This window comes from uncultured Limosilactobacillus sp. (assembly GCF_934202705.1).
Lineage (GTDB): Bacteria > Bacillota > Bacilli > Lactobacillales > Lactobacillaceae > Limosilactobacillus.
On the sequence record NZ_CAKPYE010000005.1, the window covers coordinates 25112 to 44968 of the forward strand.

The 19857-nt window shown below is 38.6% G+C and carries 25 protein-coding genes; 4 read left to right on the top strand and 21 right to left on the bottom strand.

Features of this window, described 5'->3' with window-relative positions:
- Positions 1-121 precede the first annotated feature (121 nt).
- The 10 genes from Q0C76_RS04105 to Q0C76_RS04150 all read right to left on the bottom strand — a co-directional run bounded on the left by Q0C76_RS04105 (position 122) and on the right by Q0C76_RS04150 (position 8039).
- Entirely contained in the window at positions 122-607 is a 486-nt protein-coding gene (locus tag Q0C76_RS04105; RefSeq protein WP_295730069.1) for a ComE operon protein 2, read from the bottom strand.
- Positions 608-663: 56 nt separating this feature from the next.
- A complete protein-coding gene (locus Q0C76_RS04110) occupies positions 664-1293 on the bottom strand; it encodes a helix-hairpin-helix domain-containing protein (RefSeq protein ID WP_295730072.1) in 630 nt (209 codons plus the stop codon).
- A 72-nt stretch (positions 1294-1365) separates the two neighbouring features.
- Positions 1366-2418, bottom strand: a complete 1053-nt coding sequence (locus Q0C76_RS04115) for a SepM family pheromone-processing serine protease (RefSeq protein WP_295730076.1) — start codon at positions 2416-2418, stop codon at positions 1366-1368.
- A complete protein-coding gene (coaD, locus tag Q0C76_RS04120; RefSeq protein ID WP_295730079.1) occupies positions 2402-2923 on the bottom strand; it encodes a pantetheine-phosphate adenylyltransferase in 522 nt (173 codons plus the stop codon). Before coaD ends, Q0C76_RS04115 begins: the two co-directional genes overlap by 17 nt.
- Positions 2923-3486, bottom strand: coding sequence for a 16S rRNA (guanine(966)-N(2))-methyltransferase RsmD (rsmD, locus tag Q0C76_RS04125; RefSeq protein WP_295730082.1), 564 nt, complete (start codon positions 3484-3486; stop codon positions 2923-2925). Before rsmD ends, coaD begins: the two co-directional genes overlap by 1 nt.
- Before the next feature lie 3 nt (positions 3487-3489).
- A complete protein-coding gene (locus Q0C76_RS04130) occupies positions 3490-3768 on the bottom strand; it encodes a YlbG family protein (RefSeq protein WP_295730084.1) in 279 nt (92 codons plus the stop codon).
- Between the two features lie 24 nt (positions 3769-3792).
- Positions 3793-4941 (bottom strand): FtsW/RodA/SpoVE family cell cycle protein, encoded by a 1149-nt coding sequence (locus tag Q0C76_RS04135; protein WP_295730086.1) that lies wholly within the window; start codon positions 4939-4941, stop codon positions 3793-3795.
- Between the two features lie 120 nt (positions 4942-5061).
- Positions 5062-6906, bottom strand: a complete 1845-nt coding sequence (typA, locus tag Q0C76_RS04140; RefSeq protein ID WP_295730088.1) for a translational GTPase TypA — start codon at positions 6904-6906, stop codon at positions 5062-5064.
- A gap of 77 nt (positions 6907-6983) precedes the next feature.
- The gene (locus Q0C76_RS04145) at positions 6984-7748 is read right to left on the bottom strand and encodes an inositol monophosphatase family protein (RefSeq protein ID WP_295730090.1); all 765 of its coding nucleotides are present in this window, start codon (positions 7746-7748) and stop codon (positions 6984-6986) included.
- A 6-nt stretch (positions 7749-7754) separates the two neighbouring features.
- On the bottom strand, positions 7755-8039 hold the full coding sequence (locus Q0C76_RS04150) for a UPF0223 family protein (RefSeq protein ID WP_295730092.1): 285 nt from the start codon (positions 8037-8039) through the stop codon (positions 7755-7757).
- 124 nt (positions 8040-8163) lie between these two features.
- On the opposite strand from Q0C76_RS04150, the gene def reads away from it, so the two are divergent.
- Positions 8164-8724, top strand: a complete 561-nt coding sequence (gene def, locus Q0C76_RS04155; protein WP_295730095.1) for a peptide deformylase — start codon at positions 8164-8166, stop codon at positions 8722-8724.
- A 35-nt stretch (positions 8725-8759) separates the two neighbouring features.
- On the opposite strand, the gene Q0C76_RS04160 is transcribed toward def, so the two are convergent.
- Entirely contained in the window at positions 8760-9236 is a 477-nt protein-coding gene (locus tag Q0C76_RS04160; protein ID WP_295730097.1) for a hypothetical protein, read from the bottom strand.
- 128 nt (positions 9237-9364) lie between these two features.
- Here Q0C76_RS04160 and Q0C76_RS04165 point away from each other — a divergent pair, with 128 nt between their 5' ends.
- From Q0C76_RS04165 to Q0C76_RS04175, 3 genes are all read left to right on the top strand, one after another.
- Positions 9365-9577, top strand: coding sequence for a DNA-directed RNA polymerase subunit epsilon (locus Q0C76_RS04165; protein WP_295730100.1), 213 nt, complete (start codon positions 9365-9367; stop codon positions 9575-9577).
- Between the two features lie 70 nt (positions 9578-9647).
- Positions 9648-10583, top strand: a complete 936-nt coding sequence (locus tag Q0C76_RS04170) for a diacylglycerol kinase family protein (protein WP_295730103.1) — start codon at positions 9648-9650, stop codon at positions 10581-10583.
- A 288-nt stretch (positions 10584-10871) separates the two neighbouring features.
- A complete protein-coding gene (locus Q0C76_RS04175) occupies positions 10872-11294 on the top strand; it encodes an ArsC/Spx/MgsR family protein (protein WP_295730105.1) in 423 nt (140 codons plus the stop codon).
- A 50-nt stretch (positions 11295-11344) separates the two neighbouring features.
- Here the strand turns inward: Q0C76_RS04175 and Q0C76_RS04180 are convergent, their stop codons facing one another.
- From Q0C76_RS04180 to Q0C76_RS04225, 10 genes are all read right to left on the bottom strand, one after another.
- Positions 11345-12316 (bottom strand): ribose-phosphate pyrophosphokinase, encoded by a 972-nt coding sequence (locus Q0C76_RS04180; RefSeq protein WP_295730107.1) that lies wholly within the window; start codon positions 12314-12316, stop codon positions 11345-11347.
- 85 nt (positions 12317-12401) lie between these two features.
- Positions 12402-14900 carry an ATP-dependent RecD-like DNA helicase gene (locus Q0C76_RS04185; RefSeq protein ID WP_295730110.1) on the bottom strand — a complete coding sequence of 833 codons (2499 nt, stop codon included), beginning with the start codon at positions 14898-14900 and terminating at the stop codon, positions 12402-12404.
- A gap of 90 nt (positions 14901-14990) precedes the next feature.
- A complete protein-coding gene (locus Q0C76_RS04190; RefSeq protein ID WP_295730112.1) occupies positions 14991-15662 on the bottom strand; it encodes a lipopolysaccharide assembly protein LapB in 672 nt (223 codons plus the stop codon).
- 13 nt (positions 15663-15675) lie between these two features.
- Positions 15676-16332 (bottom strand): histidine phosphatase family protein, encoded by a 657-nt coding sequence (locus tag Q0C76_RS04195; protein ID WP_295730115.1) that lies wholly within the window; start codon positions 16330-16332, stop codon positions 15676-15678.
- 119 nt (positions 16333-16451) lie between these two features.
- The gene (gene mnmA / locus Q0C76_RS04200; protein WP_295730118.1) at positions 16452-17585 is read right to left on the bottom strand and encodes a tRNA 2-thiouridine(34) synthase MnmA; all 1134 of its coding nucleotides are present in this window, start codon (positions 17583-17585) and stop codon (positions 16452-16454) included.
- A gap of 109 nt (positions 17586-17694) precedes the next feature.
- Positions 17695-18036, bottom strand: coding sequence for a cysteine desulfurase (locus Q0C76_RS04205; protein WP_295730121.1), 342 nt, complete (start codon positions 18034-18036; stop codon positions 17695-17697).
- Entirely contained in the window at positions 18036-18737 is a 702-nt protein-coding gene (locus Q0C76_RS04210) for a 5'-methylthioadenosine/adenosylhomocysteine nucleosidase (RefSeq protein ID WP_295730124.1), read from the bottom strand. The genes Q0C76_RS04205 and Q0C76_RS04210 overlap by 1 nt, the downstream gene beginning before the upstream one ends.
- Positions 18738-18746: 9 nt before the next feature.
- A complete protein-coding gene (locus tag Q0C76_RS04215) occupies positions 18747-19049 on the bottom strand; it encodes a hypothetical protein (RefSeq protein ID WP_295730127.1) in 303 nt (100 codons plus the stop codon).
- Complete coding sequence (locus tag Q0C76_RS04220) at positions 19049-19597, bottom strand: NUDIX hydrolase (protein ID WP_295730130.1); 549 nt, start codon at positions 19595-19597, stop codon at positions 19049-19051. The genes Q0C76_RS04215 and Q0C76_RS04220 overlap by 1 nt, the downstream gene beginning before the upstream one ends.
- 3 nt (positions 19598-19600) lie before the next feature.
- Entirely contained in the window at positions 19601-19813 is a 213-nt protein-coding gene (locus Q0C76_RS04225; RefSeq protein ID WP_295730132.1) for a cold-shock protein, read from the bottom strand.
- Between the last annotated feature and the right edge of the window lie 44 nt (positions 19814-19857).

Genomic DNA, 19857 nt, shown 5'->3' on the forward strand with positions numbered 1-19857 from the left:
CGGTATGCCAATGCTAATAGCAAGATAATCAACAGGATTAGGCACCATTTTTGATCAGCTAAAAGAAATGCACTGAGTAAACCTTCTGCAACCGCTGCATAGAAAAAGTGATCAGAAATGATTAATGATTATCCGGATAAATATATTGATCCAGATTGACTTCCTCTAAAATATTATGATCTAATCTGATTTGATTTAATTTAACCTTCTTCAAGCGAATTAATTTCATTGCATATTCATCATTATGGTAATTGCGCAAATAATTGATCTGCTTAATTCCTGCTTGCAGAAGACTTTTCGTGCATTGTAAGCATGGAAAATCTGTGACATACAATACAGCACCATCAGTAGGCGTGCCAAACTTAGCACACTGTAGAAGCGCATTCATTTCTGCGTGAATCGTCCGAACACAGTGACCATCACGCATATAACATCCAACGTCAATACAATGATCATCACCAGCAACCGCACCATTATAACCACTACCAATAATTCGCTTATCACGTACTAAAATCGCCCCAACTGATAGTCGACGGCATGTCCCTCGTGAGGCCACTAAGCCGGCTTGAACCATAAAGTATTGATCCCAGTCAATCCGCTTTTTCATTGTTATTCCTCCTTTTTTCTTTGTTAAGTATAACAAATTATTATTCGAACATCAGATTAGACCGCCAACTGATCTTTTAATTTTGCAACGGTTTTTTCGCCAAAGCCAGCGATATTTTTTAAATCGGCCGGTGTCTTAAAACCACCATGTTGGTTACGGTATTCTAAAATCTTTTCAGCTTTCTTATCGCCAATACCATCAATTTTTGTCAGTTCGTCTTTACCAGCCGTATTTAAATTAACCTTACTCCCCTCTACAGCACGATTCCCGTCTGTCATTGGTCCCATCATTTGTGTTACCTGCTCACCAACTTTAGGGATTTGAATCACTTGTTGATCTAATAACTCCTTAGCCAAATTAACTTGATTTAAATCAGCCTGACTAGTACTACCACCGGCAGCAGCGATCGCCTCTTCAACCCGTGATCCTTTTACTAAATGATACACACCAGGACGATTAACTGCCCCCTTAATATCAACACACACTTTACTAGAATTACCGCCACGAGTAGTAGTTACTGCTGTTGCTTTCGTTAATCGTTGATTCACTGGCAGTCGATCAGTTGGTTGATGCTGAATTCTTGAAAAATGAATACAACTGAGCCAAGTTAAAATAACGACTAATCCGATACTAATACTGACAAATCGTAAATGTAGCCAACAAAATTCCTTTATTTTGTCAATCATTCTCACCCCCTAGTATATAAAAACGTTAAAACTAATCATTTCCATTAAAAAAGTGATGAATTTTTGAACTCATCACTTTGCTTGTTTCTCTAAATAATTAACTGTATCTTTAAAACTTGTTACTGGAACAACTTTCATTCCCGGCGCATACTTTTTAGCGGTCGCTTTTGCCATTTGATAATTCGTTTGATAACCCTCTTCGTATTTTAAAAGTAATTTGGAAGGTTTCACATATGGCGCTAAAAAGACCTTGGCTCCTGCTCGATGCGCTGCAACAACTTTCTTGTCAATGCCGCCAATTTCACCGACGGTTCCATCAGCATTAATTGTGCCAGTTCCGGCAATTTTTTGTCCATGTCGTAAATCATGACCACTAATTTGTTGATAAATTTGTAAAGCAAACATTAACCCACCTGATGGGCCTCCCAGCTTACCTGGATTAACTGATACTTGAGGAGTCGTCTGAACCTTTGTATTGTCAGTTAAGATAATTCCAATCCCTACACGTGACTTTGTAATTTTGACCAATGGTGCAGTTGCAGTCCGTTGCTTTTTATTATGCAAATAAGTGACTGTTAATGGTGCTCCAAGTTTCTGTTTACTAATATACTTTTGATACCCATGCGCAGTGTTAAAATGATGACCGTTAACTTTCGTAATGGTATCGCCAACATTTATCTTACCCTTAAATTTAGAGTCTTTTTGAACTTGAAGAACATATATTCCAAGATAACTCGTCTTGACGGGTTTCCCCGCTGCTTTAAAGGCCACTGCAATTGCCTGGTTAATTGCACTTTGCATATAGAAATTTTGGACTCGATCAAAAGTTTTACCACTTTGACCGCCCGTAACATCTTGGGCACTCTCAATCGTCGTATTTGGCGTCACCTTTGCCCATAAATAAGTGACCGGTCGTGCCTGTTGCAAGTATACAGAAGTGATCATAAAACTTCCTGATTTCTTATCAGGATGTCCTGGAACAGTAACGTATGATCGTAAATTATCTGCGCTTCCCGGACTTTCAATATACTTATTTAGGGGCCAAAAAATAAACCATCCTGTAAATAGGATAATTATGACAATTGCAAATACCCGACTTAATATTCGTTTATCTTCTCTTTTCATTATGTTTCTTCACCTGTCTCATTTGCCGCTCATCAAGCCGCTTCTCAAGGGCAGCATTAATGTTTGCAGGAAGATATGCTGAAATATCACCACCGGCCATTGTAACTTCTTTTAATAAGCTACTAGAAAGGTGTTGATATTTTGGATCTGCTAAGAAAAACACTGTTTCAACTTGGTCATCTAAAAATTGATTCATCGTTGCGATGTCTCGCTCATACTCAAAATCCTTGGAATTACGTAAACCACGCATTAGATAATCAGCACCAATTTTATTCATTAAATCAACTGTTAATCCCTGACTGGTGATGACTGAAACATTGTCCAAACCTGAAACCGCTTCTTTAACCTGATTTAATCGTTCTTCAAGCGTAAATAAGGGGTGCTTGCTTTCGTTAGCCATAACGGCAACTGCCAATTGGTCAAACAATGCACTCCCTCGTTTAATTAGATCGAGGTGTCCCAGTGTTAATGGGTCAAAACTTCCTGGAAAAATTGCCACTTTCATTATTCATTATCTCCTTGAAATTGATAAATTGTCAGCACTGTAATTCCATATTGATGTTGACGAAATAGCTTAAAGCCAGTTAAATTCTGCGGTAAGTTTGCTTCACCATTCGTCTCACAAACAACTAAAGCATTTTTCCTTAACAGTCCTTCTGCAACCATCGCCGTGATATCTTTAAGGATTTGTTGCTTTGCGTATGGAGGATCTAAAAATACTAAATCAAACTGCTTTCCTTGTCCCCCAAATAGACGTAATGCTTTGCGAGCATCTTGTTTCAGAACCGTAAATTGATCATCACAATGGGTTAATGAAATATTTCGCTGAATTGTTTTGATTGCAGCATATTGACGATCAACAATCATGGCATGGTCAATTCCGCGTGAAACGGCCTCAATGCTTAAACCACCACTACCACCATAAAGATCCAAACTTTGTCCGCCATCAAAATAAGGACCAATAATATTAAATAACGATTCTTTAACTTTATCAGTTGTTGGTCGAGTTGCCATCCCAGGAACAGCATTTAAACGTCGTCCCCGAATCTTTCCTGAAATTACCCGCATCGTTTACTCATCCTCATCATTCTTCTTATAAATACCAGCATTTGTTAACCGAAAGACCGTTGGGTCAATATTAGGCCATTCCGAAAGTTGGACATCTTTAACGGCGCGGAGCGCTAAGATTTTATCCTTCATTTCATTAACTTCTGTCTGATTAACATATAAAATCACATAATGAAATCGTCGTGAAAAGTATATAACGTGTCCATAGTGGCGTAGTCGACGGATAACATGTGCATTCTTAACATAAATAATTAATCCTTGTCGTTTTGTAATACTAAACAACTCTTTTAATGCCACCTTTCATACTTATGACTGTTGTTTCTTATACTGTCGACTCACATTCAATACCAAACCCACTGCAGCGCTTAACACTAACATACTGGAACCACCATAAGAAATAAACGGTAAAGTCACCCCGGTAATCGGCAGGAGTCCTGAAACACCTCCAATATTAAAGAATGTTTCAACAGCAATAAATGTTGCAACTCCATAACAAATTAACGCTTGGTATAAAGAATTAACACGCACCCCAAGTTGAATTGTCCGACAAACAATGATCATTATCAGGATTAAGATAACTGCAACCATAAGCCATCCCATTTCCTCACTAATAATAGCCAAAATAAAATCTGTATTTGGTTCAGGCAGGTACCCCATTTTTTGAATGCTATTACCCAACCCGACACCAGTTAAACCACCGTTGGAAATGGCATAGTATGAATTAACAAGTTGACTACCAACCCCGCTATTGTTACCGAATGGGTTAATATAAGCAACAAAACGATTTACTTGATAACCATGGAAATGATTCACCACAAATCGTGCAATAATTGGTAATCCAATTACAATTACTCCTAAAAAGGATAATAATAACCGCACCCCACTTCGCCAGTTAATTTCACTCCCTAAAAACATTACAATCACAATTGCACTATTGATCGCAAAACCACCAAAATCTGGCTGGATTAAGATTAAAAACAATAACAGTGCGGTAATAATTAATGGATACCGGGTACTCCAAATACTATAAATTCCGGATTGTTCATTATAATGCGCAAATTGATTGGCTAAGTAGACGATCAAAAATAGTTTTACAATTTCAGCTGGTTGAATACTAATAAATCCTAAATTAATCCAACCTTGTGCTCCGTTAATTGCAGCTCCAAAGAGTTTAACAAAGAGCAACATTGCTAATAAACCCAAGAAAAAAATCATCAGTAATTTTGGTGATCGCAATGCTTCTAAACGCATTAACGAACTCACAATGGCTACAATTATCCCCGCAACCGCAAATACGGATTGTCGTAGTAAATATCCAGTTGGTGAGCCACCATTTTGCATCTGAATCCCAGCACTCGCTGAATACACCATAATAACACCGATGATACACAGCCCAATGTAGGAAAAAGCGATCCAGGGATCCAATTGTTTAATTTTACTAAACACTTTTTGCATTATTTTCCTCACTCTAAATGAAATTCACAAAAAATATTATACACCACTTATAATAACTAGTTATTTGATTCCAAAAGAAATGAGGCTGAGTAATCTGCCCCAGCCTCATTTACAATCAATTTACTTCCGTGACGCTGCTTTACGACGCTTAGCAGCTTTTTCACGAGCGTTAGTATTCAAGATTTGTTTCCGTAACCGAATATTTTCTGGTGTAACTTCGCAATACTCATCTTCATTCAAGAATTCTAGTGATTCTTCAAGCGTAAAGTGAGTTGGTGTCTTAATCCGAGCCATTTCATCAGAACCAGCCGCACGCACGTTTGTTAAGTTCTTACCTTTGGTGATATTTACGGTAATGTCATTTTCACGACTATTTTCACCGACAATCATCCCTTCGTACACTTCAGTACCTGGATCAATTAACAATGTTCCTCGACTTTCGATTCCCATCATTGCGTAAGTTGTTGCTTTACCAGCATTCATTGAAACTAAAGTTCCCTTTTGACGACCAGGGTTCCAATTCTTAATAACTGGAGCATACTTTTCGAAAGTATGACTCATGATCCCATAACCACGGGTAATTGACATGAATTCAGTTGAATAACCAATTAATCCACGTGAAGGAACTAAGTACGTTAACCGTGTTTGACCATTGTTATCGGGTTCCATGTTTTTCATTTCACCCTTCCGCTTGTTCAAACTATCAATGATTGAACCAGTATATTCATCTGGTGTATCTACTAGAACCTCTTCAAACGGTTCACACATTACACCATCAATTTCACGATAGATAACTTCTGGACGAGATACTGATAATTCATAACCTTCACGCCGTAAAGTTTCGATTAAAATGGATAAATGCAATTCACCACGCCCTGAAACTGTCCATGCACCTGGATCGTCGGTATCTTCAACCTTGAGTGAAACATCAGTCTGCATTTCACGCTTCAAACGGTCTTCCAGTTGACGAGCCGTTACAAACTTTCCTTCACGACCTGCAAAAGGTGAATCATTAGTTCGGAAAGTCATCCGCAATGTCGGTGGATCAATCCGTAATGGTGTAATGGCTTCAGGATGATTTGGATCTGCAACCGTTTCACCAACATTAATATCTTCCATCCCAGAGACGGCAATTAAGTCACCAGCTTCAGCCTCTTGAATTTCTTCACGTTTCAATCCAAAGAAACCAAATAATTTTGTAACCCTAAAGTTCTTCTTAGAACCGTCAAGTTTTAATAAGGTAACGTTATCACCAATCTTAATCTTCCCACGGAAGACCCGACCAATACCAATTCGACCAACAAAATCATTGTAGTCCAAAATTGCCACTTGGAATTGAAGTGGTTCATCAGAATTATCAATTGGTGCAGGAATGGTTTTAACAATTGTATCAAACAACGGCTTCATCGTATGTTCCTGAGTTGAAACATCAGAATCATAACTTGAAGTCCCATTCATAGCTGAAGTGTAAATAACTGGAAAATCCAGTTGATCTTCATCTGCTCCTAGTTCAATAAATAGGTCTAGTACCTCATCAACAACCTCTTCAGGACGAGCTCCTTTTCGGTCGACCTTATTAATAACAACGATTGGCGTCAAGTGTTGTTCTAAAGCTTTCTTCAAAACGAAACGTGTCTGTGGCATCGTTCCTTCAAAAGCATCAACCACTAGTAAAACACCATCAACCATCTTCATAACACGTTCAACTTCTCCACCGAAGTCAGCGTGCCCTGGAGTATCCAAAATGTTAAATTGATACTTTCCATACTTAACAGCGGTATTCTTTGAGAGAATCGTAATTCCACGTTCTCGTTCAATAGCGTTAGTATCCATTGCCCGATCTTGAATATCAAAGTGTTCTGGCAAAGTATCTGATTGCTTTAGCATTTCATTCAGTAAAGTGGTCTTACCGTGGTCAACGTGTGCAATGATCGCAATGTTACGAATATCATCACGTGATTTCATGCATAATCTTCCTTTCAAAATTAGTAGTTTAATATCATTTCATAAAAAAACTGTGACCTTCGTCACAGTATCAACGGCTAATCCACAAGTTCCAGAACATCATCTGCAACCTGCTTTGTCGCTACCAATACAAGGTTAGATGATAGCACATTGACCTTGGGCTCGTCAATTCCTTTCACAACTAATCCTAATTCATTGGCCATGACCATTCCAGCAGCCAAATCCCAAGGCTTTAAGAATGAAAGGTAGCCGCCAATTCGGCCAGTAATAACGTAAATCATTTCAATCCCAGCACTGCCGTACATCCTTAATCCACGTGCTTGCCTTTCCACCTCACGAACATTATGACCACCATCAATCGTTAGTCCAGCATTAACAACCATTAGGCTGTCATGTAAGTTATTATTGGCCGGTGCGTTAATTTGCTGTTCATTAACATAGACACCTGTTCCATTACCGCCATGATATAGTTTGCTATTCATCACATCCATAATATAACCATAAGTTGGCTGTCCATCAACGTATAGAGCAACCATAATTGCGAAGTTTCGGTGTTGCATAACAAAGTTCATCGTTCCATCAATTGGATCAACAATAAACACATGCCCGGCCATTGACTTAACTTGATCACCATAACCCTCTTCACTAATAATCTGCGCTTCAGGATCAATCTCACGTAAGTTTCGGTTTAAATACTGCTCATTTTCCTTATCTACGGTCGTTACCAAATCTTTATAACTCGTCTTTAGATCAACATCGTATGATTTTTTCATCCGTTGTCGAGTCAGCTTCTGAACATCCCACATTAGCTTTTGAATCTTTTGATCAATTTCTAATAGCATCCGCTCCTACCCCCGTGATAGTGTAATGATTTTGTGATCAGTTTGCTGGGCTGCTTTTACAGCATCATATAATTGGTAACCACTAGCCTCATAAAACTTTCGACCAATCTGCTTTTCTTCCGATTTTGCCGGAACCACTTGTTTGAAATCTTGATAAGCTTTCAAGAGTTGTTGCCGATTCGCGCCACCCTCGTACGCTTTCTCAACCTGATTGAACATTTTAATCACTATTTCTAATTCTTTTGTAGTCCAACTTGGATCAATCGGATACGAATAATTATCGTTTGTCATATAATTCACCCCTATTTTTTATTATTTTACCATTCCTATTTTTAGAAGAACGGTTTAGTTTTAATGTAATCAAAAATTATTTTGTGATAGACTTATATGTTAAAGAAGAATGGAGGCAAAAAAGTTGTTTTTAATGAAGGATATTGTGCGTGATGGTAACCCTGTTCTGCGTCAACGGGCAGCCAAAGTTTCTTTTCCCCTAACAGATGAAGAGCGAACTTTTGCTCATGAATTAATGGAATACCTTGAAGTCAGTCAGGATCCAGAACAATGCAAAAAATATGGGCTCCGTGCAGGAGTTGGTTTAGCAGCTCCTCAAGTTGGAGTTTCCAAGCAAATGGCTTCGGTACTGGTACCGGCTGATGAAGAAGGCGGCAAGCCTCAATTCAAAGATGTCATCATTAATCCGGTAATCGTTAGTGAATCTGTTCAATATGGTGCACTAACTGAAGGTGAAGGTTGTTTATCCGTTGACAAAGATATCCCTGGATATGTTCCTCGGCATGATCGGATTACCTTAAAATATCAAGATGTTGATGGGCAAACGCATAAGGTTCGCTTAAAACATTACCCGGCAATTGTTTGTCAACATGAAATTGATCATCTCCACGGAGTTCTTTTCTACGATCACATTAATAAGGAGCATCCCTTTGAAGCCCCGAAGGATACGGTACTATTCGGATAAAAAAGGATTGACACTTCAAAAGTGCCAATCTTTTTTTATGATTCTTGCAATTTTCGTAAATCATGGACATACTCAAAGGAAGCTTCATTCATTAAATAGGTAACATCCATGTGGAACCGTTTTTTTCCTTGCCACCAATCCGTAATTTTAAACGCCTGCTTAGCCTGTGGATAAAAGTCAATAGCTTGTTGCCTGGCTAATTCATTTAATCGCTCTTCTAATCCTTGTCGAGAGAGCCCAGCAATCTCAACTTGTTTTTCGGGTGCCAGATTAACATTATATTCAAAGGAAAGCACTCCCTTACCCCAAATATCAGAAACTAGCCTTGATTGTCGATCACAGTTAGCTAATCCAATTCTCTCATTAAGAACTTGAAAAACAATTTTATCAGTCACAGACTGAGCCCGCTGACGAACAATTAACGTTGCGCGGCGAATTAAAAAACGATGAACTGCCTCGTAAATAAGGAAGACAATGACTACTGCAATAATAACAATCCAAATTAATGACATTCTGACACTTTCCTTCACAATTATTTATTATCAGGATACCACACTCGGGCGACAGCTCGGTGATTTTGTGCTAAAATAGATTGGTATTTAAACGTTATTAAAATAACTTAAAGGAGATTTATATATTTATGACTTTTAAAGTTTATTTCCAACCTAGCCAAAAAAATACTCCACGACGGGAAAATACTCGTTCACTATACTTAGAAGCAAATTCTGAAGCAGAAGCTCGTCAGTTAGTTGAAAATAACACTGAATATAATATTGAATACATTGAATTATTAGATGAAAAATCTCTAGAATACGAAAAGCAAAACGCCGATTTTAAAATTACCAAATTCTAGTTAGATCTTTTTCTAGGCAGCCGGGACGTTTTACTCGCCCCGGTTTTCTTTTGTGAAGGGAAGATAATTAATGCGTTACTCATTCATCATTAATCCAACTGCTCATGAAGGACGAGCAAAGAATACCTGGTCACAGCTAAAAAATTATCTTGATACGAATAATATTGAATACAACAGTAATTTCACCCGCTACCCTGGTCATGCAACTGAAATTGCCCAGCAATTAACTACTCAAGCGTCTTCCAACACTACTGTCATAGTAGTTGGTGGTGATGGGACTGTTGATGAGGCTATTAACGGTCTTTACATTAAAAAAAAGCCACGAACAATCAACCAGCTACCAATCGCAATCATCCCTGCTGGTTGGCAAAACCAATTTGCTAAATCACTGAATATTAGCGAAACACCAATTGAAGCCTTTCAACAAATAAGTCATACAACTCAAGAATCAACCGTGTACATTGGCTACTACTATGAAAGCATCAAAGATGAAGCGGGATACTTTATTAATAGTTGGGGACTGGGTTTTGATGCCGCGCTACTAAGTAAACAAAGTGAACAAAAAAAAGGGCATCGTAAAATGGGCCCCTTCTCATTTATTCGAAATGCTGGTTCGATTTTGTATAATCAACAACCTTACTCATTAATGGTTCAAGAAAAGCAACAACATTTACTTTTTGCAAATACTTTTATATCAAGTTGCTACAATCACTTAGTAAAGGGTACACCAGAGCAACGGCACCAATCTCTGTTGCAACCAGAATTATCATTGCTTATTGTTGAGCGTCACAACTGGTTAATTACTCTTTGGACCCTTTGGTTACTGTTAACTGGTAAAATCTCTAAATCTAGATGGGCTCATTTGCTAACTGCCAATCAATTTCACTACACTACCACCTCGTTAGAGTTTGTTCAAAAAGATGGGATCGAGTTAGGCAATCGATTCGTTGATGTTACGATTGAAAGCGTCCCTTGTCAAATTTGGCAGAATCCCACCCACACATAGTCAAATAAGGTAGTTAATACAAATAATTAAGTTGCTTAATAAAAATTTAACCTAAGGTTCGGTTACCACAATTAAAGATTTTATGATTCATAATAATGAGCAAACATCCTAATCTATCAACGATTATTTATCATTCCGAAGCAGTTTTTAAAGCTGCTTCGGTTATTTTTTTATTGATTTAACCAAAACCTCTTTATAAACTTTTATTAAACAATTACTGAGATTATCGTTTATTAAGCAAATATTGTTAGAATTAATATAAATGATTTAGTAATCGAGGTGTAAGTATTGGTATATCTATATTTTCATACGAACGATCCTTCGAAAAGAAAAGCAGTCCGTTGGTTTAAAGATCATCAAATTCCGGTAATGGAAAGAAACATTGACAAGCAACCACTGACTACTGACGAAGTTCTCCATCTACTTAGCATCTCGTTAAACGGTACTGAGGATTTGATTTCACTTCGTTCCCGTGATACCAAATCGCTAAAAATGGATCGCCCAAGTGTGACAATTAATGAATTTACCCAGGCTGTTCAAACTAGTCCGCGAATTTTGAAAAATCCCATCATTTTTGATGCCAACAAACTGATTACTGGGTTTGATCAGGAGAAAATGGGTATCTTCATTCCACAAAGTGAACGACGTCTTGAGCTTTCTCAACTGTTAGCAAAGTTTACCCATCCTCAAAGTCATATTAAGTTAGCTTAAAAAGCTTCAAAATTCAGATTAACTGAACTTTGAAGCTTTTTTATTTGTTATCAATGAAATAATGTTTGCAGTGATTGTTGATTATGAACCCTAGCGATGGCTTCTTTAATTAAGTTAGAAACCGTCAGTTCTACAAATTTTGATGATTGCTTAACTTGTGGAATTAAAATTGAATCACTTACCAACATTTTAGTAATTGGTGAGTTTTCGACTCTTTTAACTGCACCAGCAGAAAGCACTGGGTGTGTAGCAATGCCATATATTGCTTCAGCCCCTTCTCGTTTCAATAACTCAGCAGAATTTGCCAATCGTGTGCCAGTATCAATAATATCATCCACAATAATTGCAACTTTTCCTGTTACATTACCAATTAATGCTTCCGGCTGCCGTTCATCCATATGTCGTCGATTAGAATTATCTCGTTTATCGACAATGGCAATCGGTACACCACCCATATGTTCCGCAAACCGCCGTACCAATGAGACGCCAGCATGATCAGGAGCCACAATTACCACATTCTGATTCAAGTGGTGGTGATTAAGGTAGTCTACAAAAGTCATGGCCGCGCGTAAATGATCAACTGGGATGTCAAAAAAGCCTTGCACCTGTGGTGCATGTAAATCAATTGTAATCAGTCGATCAACTTTATCATCCTGCAATAAGTTTGCGACTAGCTTTGCTGTAATTGGTTCACGTGACCTTGCTTTGCGATCTTGGCGTGCATATCCATAATATGGCATTACCACATTTATTGTCTTTGCACTAGCCCTACGTAATGCATCAACCATTATCAATAGTTCCATGAGGTTGGTGTTAACTGGATCAGAAACGGACTGAATCACGTAGACTTCTTGTCCTCGCACGCTCTCGTTTACAACCACGGAAATCTCTCCATCTTCAAAATGACTAACGGTACATTTACTCAATGGGATTCCTAACTTTTTTGCAATCTTTGTTGCTAATGGCCGATTGGAATTTAAGGCAAATAGCTTCACATCTTTTGCGTTTCTTATTTCTGTCATTTTTTGAATCCTTCCGCCAAAATCATGGTAATAATTCATTCATCACTAATATTATTACAGGGAATTATTGACAATGCAATACTAATCAGAAATCACTTGGTTTCATCCCTTCCATTCCAATCATTGGATCAATTAACTGATCTTCAATAACTTTCGGCGTCAGAACTGAAACCGTTGTTTGCACCGGAGTCAACGAGTGTTCCTCATTGTCTCCTTTGCTGTGATCAGGATTACTAGATAACGCATGTTCATTTTGCCACACCATTTTAATGCGTTTAGCTAACGTTGTTTGACGATACTGAGTTGGCGACTCTGCGCATCGAACAAATGCTTGTGGACTACCAATCATTAATAACGCCTGAGATGATCGCGTCACTGCAGTGTACAAAAGATTCCGATGCATAATTGTCGGTGCACTGGTCCTTCTCGGAAAGAATTCATCCGCCATTGCGATAATTACTACTGGCGCTTGACTACCTTGCGACTTATGAATCGTCATACAGTATGCTAGCTGTAACGCGTTAATTTCATTTAAACGTAAATATTCTACTTCAACTCCATCAAAATCAACTACAACTTTTTGCTTTGCCTGCGCACCCTTGGATCCATGAATAACATTACTTCCTTCAATCGATTTGATAATTCCTAAATCCCCATTAAAAACATTTTTTTCAGGGTCATTCACCGTTTGCATTACTTTGTCTCCGACGCGCAAGATTCGCTGACCAAGCTGAATTGCAGGCTTAGTATTATCGTCAGGATTTAGGGCTGCTTGCAACACACGATTGAGATTAATCGTTCCGGCCACTCCACCGTGAATGGGAGTCAAAATCTGAATGTCCATAATTGGTACAGTATGCTTTTCATGATAAAGCTTCACTGCTTGAGCAACCAATTGCGGAATATCATTAAGTCTCGCCTGAATAAATTGACGATGCGCATAATGATCACCTTGATCCGGCGCAAATAATTCTTTAGTGACTTTGCCATCATTAATCCAATTTGCTAGAGGAATAATAGTAGAATCGTTCGATTGACGATAGATATGCTTTAAACGTCGCTGTGGGAGGTCATCATTCGCTAACAAGTCATAAAATACTTGCCCCGGTCCAACGGAGGGGAGTTGATCACAGTCACCCACTAACACAATATGAGTTCCTGGTTCGATTGCTGATAACAAGGCGGTAAATAGCGCCATGCTAGTCATGGACATTTCGTCAACAATTAATAGCTTGGTATCAAGAGGGTCAAACGCCATTTGCATTAGTTGCTCATCGTTGATGTCAGCATTAAGTCCTAATAAACGATGAATCGTACTGGCTTCAATTCCCGTCACCAGATTAATCTGTTTGGCGGCCCGACCAGTCGGGGCAACTAACATAATATCTTCGCGACTGAGCTTTGGATGCAACATTAAAAAGGCTTCCACAACCCCATTAACAATCGTTGTTTTCCCGGTACCTGGTCCCCCAGTTAGTAGCATTACGGGTTTTATTAATGCTTCTCGAATAGCAGCAATTTGTACCTGATCGTATTGATACCCTTGTTCTTTTTCAATAGTCTTGATAGCTTCTTTAAAATCCTGATCTTTGATCTCTTCATCATTATTTGCCAATATTAATTCATGCAATTTTTGAGCAATTTTCCACTCTGCGTTATAGAAAGATGACTCATAAACATGCTGGTGATCTTCAATTTGAATTCGCTCACGATCTTTTAATAAAGATAATTGATGCTTAAAATCTGACTGATCAAGATTGTAACTTAAATTACGATTTGTTAGGGCAAACAAATCATTTTCAATAACAAAGCTACCACCCTGTCGATAAATTAATTCTTTTAAAGAGTATAAAATTGCCCCTTGCAGGCGTCGATCATCATTCAACGAAACTGAATAAAAACGTAACGCAATTTGATCAATCGTCTGAAATGAAATTCCATTATCAAATAAATCCACCGCCAATTGATATGGATTATTCCTAATTTTCATCAAAGTTTGTACGCCATACTGATCAAAAATTAGGTTGACCTGCCGTTCACTAAACCCATATTGTTGTAACTTTTTTATAATTTGACCAGTTGAATTGCCAAAATCTAATTTGGTAAAAAAATCGATTAATTGATCTTGATCGCTTTTGTCCATTTCAGTCAGTTTAGCTAAGCAATGCGGATCATCAAGGACAATGTTCATTGCCTGACCGCCTAAAGCGTCAAAAATGAGTCGACTACTCTTACGAGGGTGCTTTAATCGGACATGATGGTATTTTAAATATGTTGTTAATTGGCTACTTGACTGTGGCATCACAACATGACACCCAGTACTAGCAAACTGTAACCCATAACGCTGATCATCAACTACTCGTCCTTCAAATTCATAACGATCGCCTTCAACAATTTCACCCAGTTGTCCCTTGACAGTTATACTTTCTTGATCCCACTCAAAATTGGCATCCTCCACACTGACCGAAAGAATTCGAAAAAGCCCGCGCTCAAAAATCAAGACCTTAACTGTCCCAATAAAAGAGGTGGGCCCAGTAGTCGTGACACCCTCAAGGTGCTGAATTGGCTGATGGTATTCTACCATTTCAAAAATCTCCTCATGCTTCTTTAAGTAAAATAGAAAGAAGTCACTAACAAAGGGCCCTCAAATCCTCTCCTAATGACTTCTTATTAATTACTTATTAATTTTCTTTAATGTTTCTTGAATTTTCACAATTTTTTGTTTACTTTTTTGATAATAATCTAAGTCCAACTGTTGCGCTTGATCAAAGTATTTCTCAAACGGTTCATCCAGCGCCATTGCCACTAGCCCCCGGTTAAATTGAGTATCTGCTCGTCCTGGATGATGGAGCAAAATTTGATCATAGTACTGGGCAGCTTTAGTAAATTCACCTAGCGCTAACATTGAATCACCTAAAACTTGATTAATTTCAGGATCATCAGCGGATAAATCATACGCCGTTAACCCATATGCAACTGCTTGTCGATACTGCTTTTTCTTCATGTAGCTTTGCGCCAACATGAGATAAGCATCCGCTTTCAACTTATCATCATCAATTTTATTATACAACTTGATGGCTTCATCAATCTTGCCAACAGTGTAATACAGATTGCCTAATCCATATTGCAAAAAATTAGTAGCGCGTTCATCACCGCGTTGTTCAAAAATGCCTAGCGCCTTTTGGAATAATTCTTCGGCTTGCACATAATCGTTTAGGCGTGTTAACAATGAGCCTAAGTCATAATAATTATTAAACTTATTCGGCTCTTCATCAATTGCCTTTACCAACCGATGAACAAGTTGTTCACTCTGTTGTTTTTGTTCTTTTTGTCGTTCATTGGCCATTTTTGTCACCTCATTAAATCGTATCGGTTGGATCAACACTGGTCTTATGAAGATAAGAAGTGTCATTCCATTTTTCAAGCTGATAGTTAATGCCATCACTTGTCTGTAAGATCGTCGTGGAGGTATTACTTAGCCCACCACGGTCTTTCAAATGATTCATCGGCACTTTCAATAACCCATTAATGGCGGCATTCAGAGCTGCCCCATGAGAAACTACCATGATGTTATCATTTGGAAATTGCTCAACATAACTATGCACTGCGCTACCAACCCGTGCAATTACAGACTCAAAACTCTCACTCTTCACAATTTCAGGATCATACTTATCTGGATGATGACGAAAGTTATTAAGCACTTCTGGCCAGCGCTGAGCTACTGCAGAGAACTTCATTCCCTCCATTAAACCTAAATCAAACTCTGCTAAACGCGGGTCAATAGTTAGCGGAATTGACTGGTCTAAACTTTCAATGAGTTTTTGTGCAGTGGTTTTTGCACGAGGAAGCGGACTAGAAAAGACATGGGTAATTGGTACAGACTTTAACGATGCTGCTAACAATTTAATTTCGTGATAGCTTTCCGGCAATAATGGTGAATCACCATGCGCGCCTTGATACTTTGATTCAAGATTCCACTCCGTTTTACCATGTCTAATAAAATATATTCTAGTCATTTTCTCACCATGCAGTTTTGAATTTATTTAGTCCTATCATAACAAAAAAATCGATCTAATGGCGACTTTTTTCTAATTAATTAGAAAAGGCTGAGTTTTACAACTCAGCCGCGAAATATCTAAATATATTGCAGTTGTCGATCATGGCTAAATGCACGATCAATAATTGCACTACCCAGACATTCTTCACCATCATAGAATACAACTGCCTGTCCCGGCGTAATCGCCCGTGCAGGTTCATCAAATGTGACCGTTACTCTTGTTTCATCATCACTAATATCCACAGTTACCCCTTCATCAACTTGCCGATACCTAAATTTAGCTGTGCAATGAAAATGATGACCATACCGACTGACCACATCATCCACCCAGTGAATATCACTGGCCTCTAAGTGAGTAGCATAAAGGTGTGAATTATGATAACCCTGGCCAACAATGAGCACATTGCGTTTGATATCTTTACCAATTACAAACCATGGTTCATTACTTTTCTTATTTCCACCTAATCCAAGGCCACGACGTTGACCAATCGTGTAATACATTAAACCAGCATGCTGACCAACAACTTCCCCATCAATAGTTTCCATCTTACCGGGCTGTGCTGGTAGATATTGACTCAGAAATTCTCGAAAATGACCATCTTCTCCAATAAAACAAATCCCGACCGAATCTTTCTTATCGGCAACTGCCAGCCCCGCTTTTTTAGCAATTTCACGAATCTCAGGTTTAGTATAATTTGCTAACGGGAACTTAACATGGTCCAATTGTTCGTGATCTAACTGGCTCAAGAAATAGGTTTGATCCTTATGCTGATCTTTAGCACGCATCAAATGCATGTTGCCATTTTTGTCACGCTTTAAATCAGCATAGTGACCAGTTGCTACGTAATCTGCCCCCAATTGATTAGCGTATTCAATAAACGCCTTAAACTTAATTTCTTTATTGCAAATCACATCTGGATTGGGGGTGCGACCCTTTTTATATTCAGCAATAAAATATTTAAAAACGCGATCCCAGTATTCTTTTTCAAAATTAACCGAATAATACGGAATGCCAATTTGAGTTGCCACCTTAGCAACATCCTTATAATCTTCTGTCGCGGTACAGACACCATTTTCATCCGTATCATCCCAGTTTTTCATAAAAACACCCACGACATCATATCCTTGACGCTTTAAAAGAAGCGCTGTCACCGATGAATCAACTCCACCACTCATCCCAACAACTACACGTGTATGACTATTATCAGCCATGCAAATCACCATCATTTCTAAATAGATTCTGGATCCATCTACGATTGAAGGTCGCATGTCCAGTATTTTTTATTATAACAAACGGTGCGAACTTGGTCACTGCTTTTACTTACTTTTTGTCAAAAATACCACGTTGAACCATTTCATCCAAAATGAAGTGGAGCTGTGTCACAAATTCTTCGCGTCTTGGTTGATTGAAGATGTTAATAATTCTCGTTCCATTCGTACTGACGGTCGACATCTTAAAACCACTAAGTTCACCATTAACCGTAATTTGTAAACGAGCAAACGGCTTAAACGGTGACTGTCGATCCAATGATCCTAAATAACGATAGTTACCCCGCTTCGTTCTTTCAAAGCCTAAATCAATTAACGTATATTCTTTAATTTGACTACTAATCATATAAGTATCGGAATCACCAATTAATTGAACTGCATGTTGAAATTCCATTATTCTGCCTTCTCTAATTCACTAAATAACTCTAACAGCATCTTAGCGGAACGACGTCCAGCTTCAATAATAAATTCGTCAAAACTAACCCCTGCATCTTCATCCCCGGTGTCAGACATGGCACGGACAACAACATAAGGCACTTCATGATCGGTTGCCACTTGACCAACAGCTGCGCCCTCCATTTCCGCTGAGAGTGCATCTGGGAAGTACTCTTTAATTTTGGCAACTGCCTCTTTACTTGAAACAAACTGGTCTCCAGAAACAATTAATCCTTTTTCGATCTTCAAGCCCGTCTTTTCGCCAGCGTTGGCCAATGCGTTACCCCACTTTGGTGACGCCTTAAATCGTGCTGGTTGACCTGGAAGCTGGCCGTAAACATAGTCAAACGCCCGTGCATCTGCATCATGATAAGCCGTTTCAGTAGAGATAACAATATCGCCAACCTGTTGATTCTCGCCAATGCCGCCGGCAGATCCTGAATTAATAATCACATCAGCAGCAAAATCAGTGATTAGGTGTTCAGTAGTAATTCCAGCTTCAACCTTACCAATTCCTGATTCAACAAGAATCACCGTCTGACCACTAATTAAGCCCGTGTAATATTTCTTACCACCAATTTCATTGGCCCGTTTATTTTCGAGATGGTCCAATAATTCTTTGAGTTCCTCTGGCATTGCACAAATAATTCCGAATTTCATTTTCCTCTCCTATCCAACAAAAAATAGTCCTAAATAGACAAGAATAATTACAATCAATAGTCCTATAATAATTCGATTAAGCTTTTTTCGAAGCCGATTAGTTTTTTCTTCTATTAAAATCTTTTTTTGCTCAGCAAGACTTTCTTCACGAGTTTTTCGTAGCGCTTTTTCATCATGCGATGCCGCTTGAATAAATGGTTCGTCATCCAGATTTTGCTGCTGATGCTCCTTTTCAGTTTCAAGCGGCTGCTTGAACCCCTGCCCATGTTGTTCTCGATACTCGCGCCTTGTCATCTGATGTTCTTCCGTCACTAGCAGTCCTCCTGACCCATCCAGTAATAGATTGCCGTTACCGTCTTCATATCATCAATTTCACCATTCCGAACCATTTGAAATGCTTGATCACGATCAACTTGAATGATTTGCAGATTTTCATCTTGATCTTGCGGTAATTTTTCTCGAACACTGCTCAATCCTGTTGCTTTGAACAATGTTATTTGTTCATCAGTAAAACCTGGAGAGCTATATAACGTAACAATTTTTTTCAGTGAAGTTGCTTGAAGACGAGTTTCTTCGTTCATCTCACGGTGAGCAGCATGGATGAGATTGCCTTGATCACGTTCATCAACTTTACCTGCAGGAATTTCTAAGGTTGCTTTCTGTAATGCTGCTCGCCACTGTTTAATGAGAATCATTTTTTGATCAGCGGTAATCATTAACAGAGCAACTGCGGGATGATGATGAATGATTTCTCGACTAGCTATTCTCCCACTAGGTGTTTTAACCCGTTGCTTTTCTAGCTGTAAAATATGACCATGGTAAATTGTTTGGGATGTTTCAACTGCTTCTTTGAGGTTCATTAATCAGTCCTCCGTTGAAATTACTCTAACATGGGCCGCTTGGAATCCTTTCATACTTGGAATAACCACGAAGCCAACCTTGACACCCGCTTTAATTAAACTTCGTGAACTTTTTTCAATTCCTTTCGTATGTACAAAAATTTCACCATCTTGAGGTGAAGCAATAAACCCCCAACCCTTTTCAGGTTCATAACTTTTGATAGTTCCAATGATCATAAATGAACTTCCTCCAATAAAAAAAGTCACAGCGATTTGCCATG

Excerpts from the sequence above, each read along its gene's own strand:
- Q0C76_RS04105 (WP_295730069.1), bottom strand. The coding sequence starts at position 607 with ATGAAAAAGCGGATTGACTGGGATCAATACTTTATGGTTCAAGCCGGC.
- Q0C76_RS04110 (WP_295730072.1), bottom strand. The coding sequence starts at position 1,293 with ATGATTGACAAAATAAAGGAATTTTGTTGGCTACATTTACGATTTGTC.
- Q0C76_RS04115 (WP_295730076.1), bottom strand. The coding sequence starts at position 2,418 with ATGAAAAGAGAAGATAAACGAATATTAAGTCGGGTATTTGCAATTGTC.
- coaD (WP_295730079.1), bottom strand. The coding sequence starts at position 2,923 with ATGAAAGTGGCAATTTTTCCAGGAAGTTTTGACCCATTAACACTGGGA.
- rsmD (WP_295730082.1), bottom strand. The coding sequence starts at position 3,486 with ATGCGGGTAATTTCAGGAAAGATTCGGGGACGACGTTTAAATGCTGTT.
- Q0C76_RS04135 (WP_295730086.1), bottom strand. The coding sequence starts at position 4,941 with ATGCAAAAAGTGTTTAGTAAAATTAAACAATTGGATCCCTGGATCGCT.
- typA (WP_295730088.1), bottom strand. The coding sequence starts at position 6,906 with ATGAAATCACGTGATGATATTCGTAACATTGCGATCATTGCACACGTT.
- Q0C76_RS04145 (WP_295730090.1), bottom strand. The coding sequence starts at position 7,748 with ATGCTATTAGAAATTGATCAAAAGATTCAAAAGCTAATGTGGGATGTT.
- Q0C76_RS04150 (WP_295730092.1), bottom strand. The coding sequence starts at position 8,039 with ATGACAAACGATAATTATTCGTATCCGATTGATCCAAGTTGGACTACA.
- Q0C76_RS04160 (WP_295730097.1), bottom strand. The coding sequence starts at position 9,236 with ATGTCATTAATTTGGATTGTTATTATTGCAGTAGTCATTGTCTTCCTT.
- Q0C76_RS04165 (WP_295730100.1), top strand. The coding sequence starts at position 9,365 with ATGACTTTTAAAGTTTATTTCCAACCTAGCCAAAAAAATACTCCACGA.
- Q0C76_RS04170 (WP_295730103.1), top strand. The coding sequence starts at position 9,648 with ATGCGTTACTCATTCATCATTAATCCAACTGCTCATGAAGGACGAGCA.
- Q0C76_RS04180 (WP_295730107.1), bottom strand. The coding sequence starts at position 12,316 with ATGACAGAAATAAGAAACGCAAAAGATGTGAAGCTATTTGCCTTAAAT.
- Q0C76_RS04185 (WP_295730110.1), bottom strand. The coding sequence starts at position 14,900 with ATGGTAGAATACCATCAGCCAATTCAGCACCTTGAGGGTGTCACGACT.
- Q0C76_RS04190 (WP_295730112.1), bottom strand. The coding sequence starts at position 15,662 with ATGGCCAATGAACGACAAAAAGAACAAAAACAACAGAGTGAACAACTT.
- Q0C76_RS04195 (WP_295730115.1), bottom strand. The coding sequence starts at position 16,332 with ATGACTAGAATATATTTTATTAGACATGGTAAAACGGAGTGGAATCTT.
- mnmA (WP_295730118.1), bottom strand. The coding sequence starts at position 17,585 with ATGGCTGATAATAGTCATACACGTGTAGTTGTTGGGATGAGTGGTGGA.
- Q0C76_RS04205 (WP_295730121.1), bottom strand. The coding sequence starts at position 18,036 with ATGGAATTTCAACATGCAGTTCAATTAATTGGTGATTCCGATACTTAT.
- Q0C76_RS04210 (WP_295730124.1), bottom strand. The coding sequence starts at position 18,737 with ATGAAATTCGGAATTATTTGTGCAATGCCAGAGGAACTCAAAGAATTA.
- Q0C76_RS04220 (WP_295730130.1), bottom strand. The coding sequence starts at position 19,597 with ATGAACCTCAAAGAAGCAGTTGAAACATCCCAAACAATTTACCATGGT.
- Q0C76_RS04225 (WP_295730132.1), bottom strand. The coding sequence starts at position 19,813 with ATGATCATTGGAACTATCAAAAGTTATGAACCTGAAAAGGGTTGGGGG.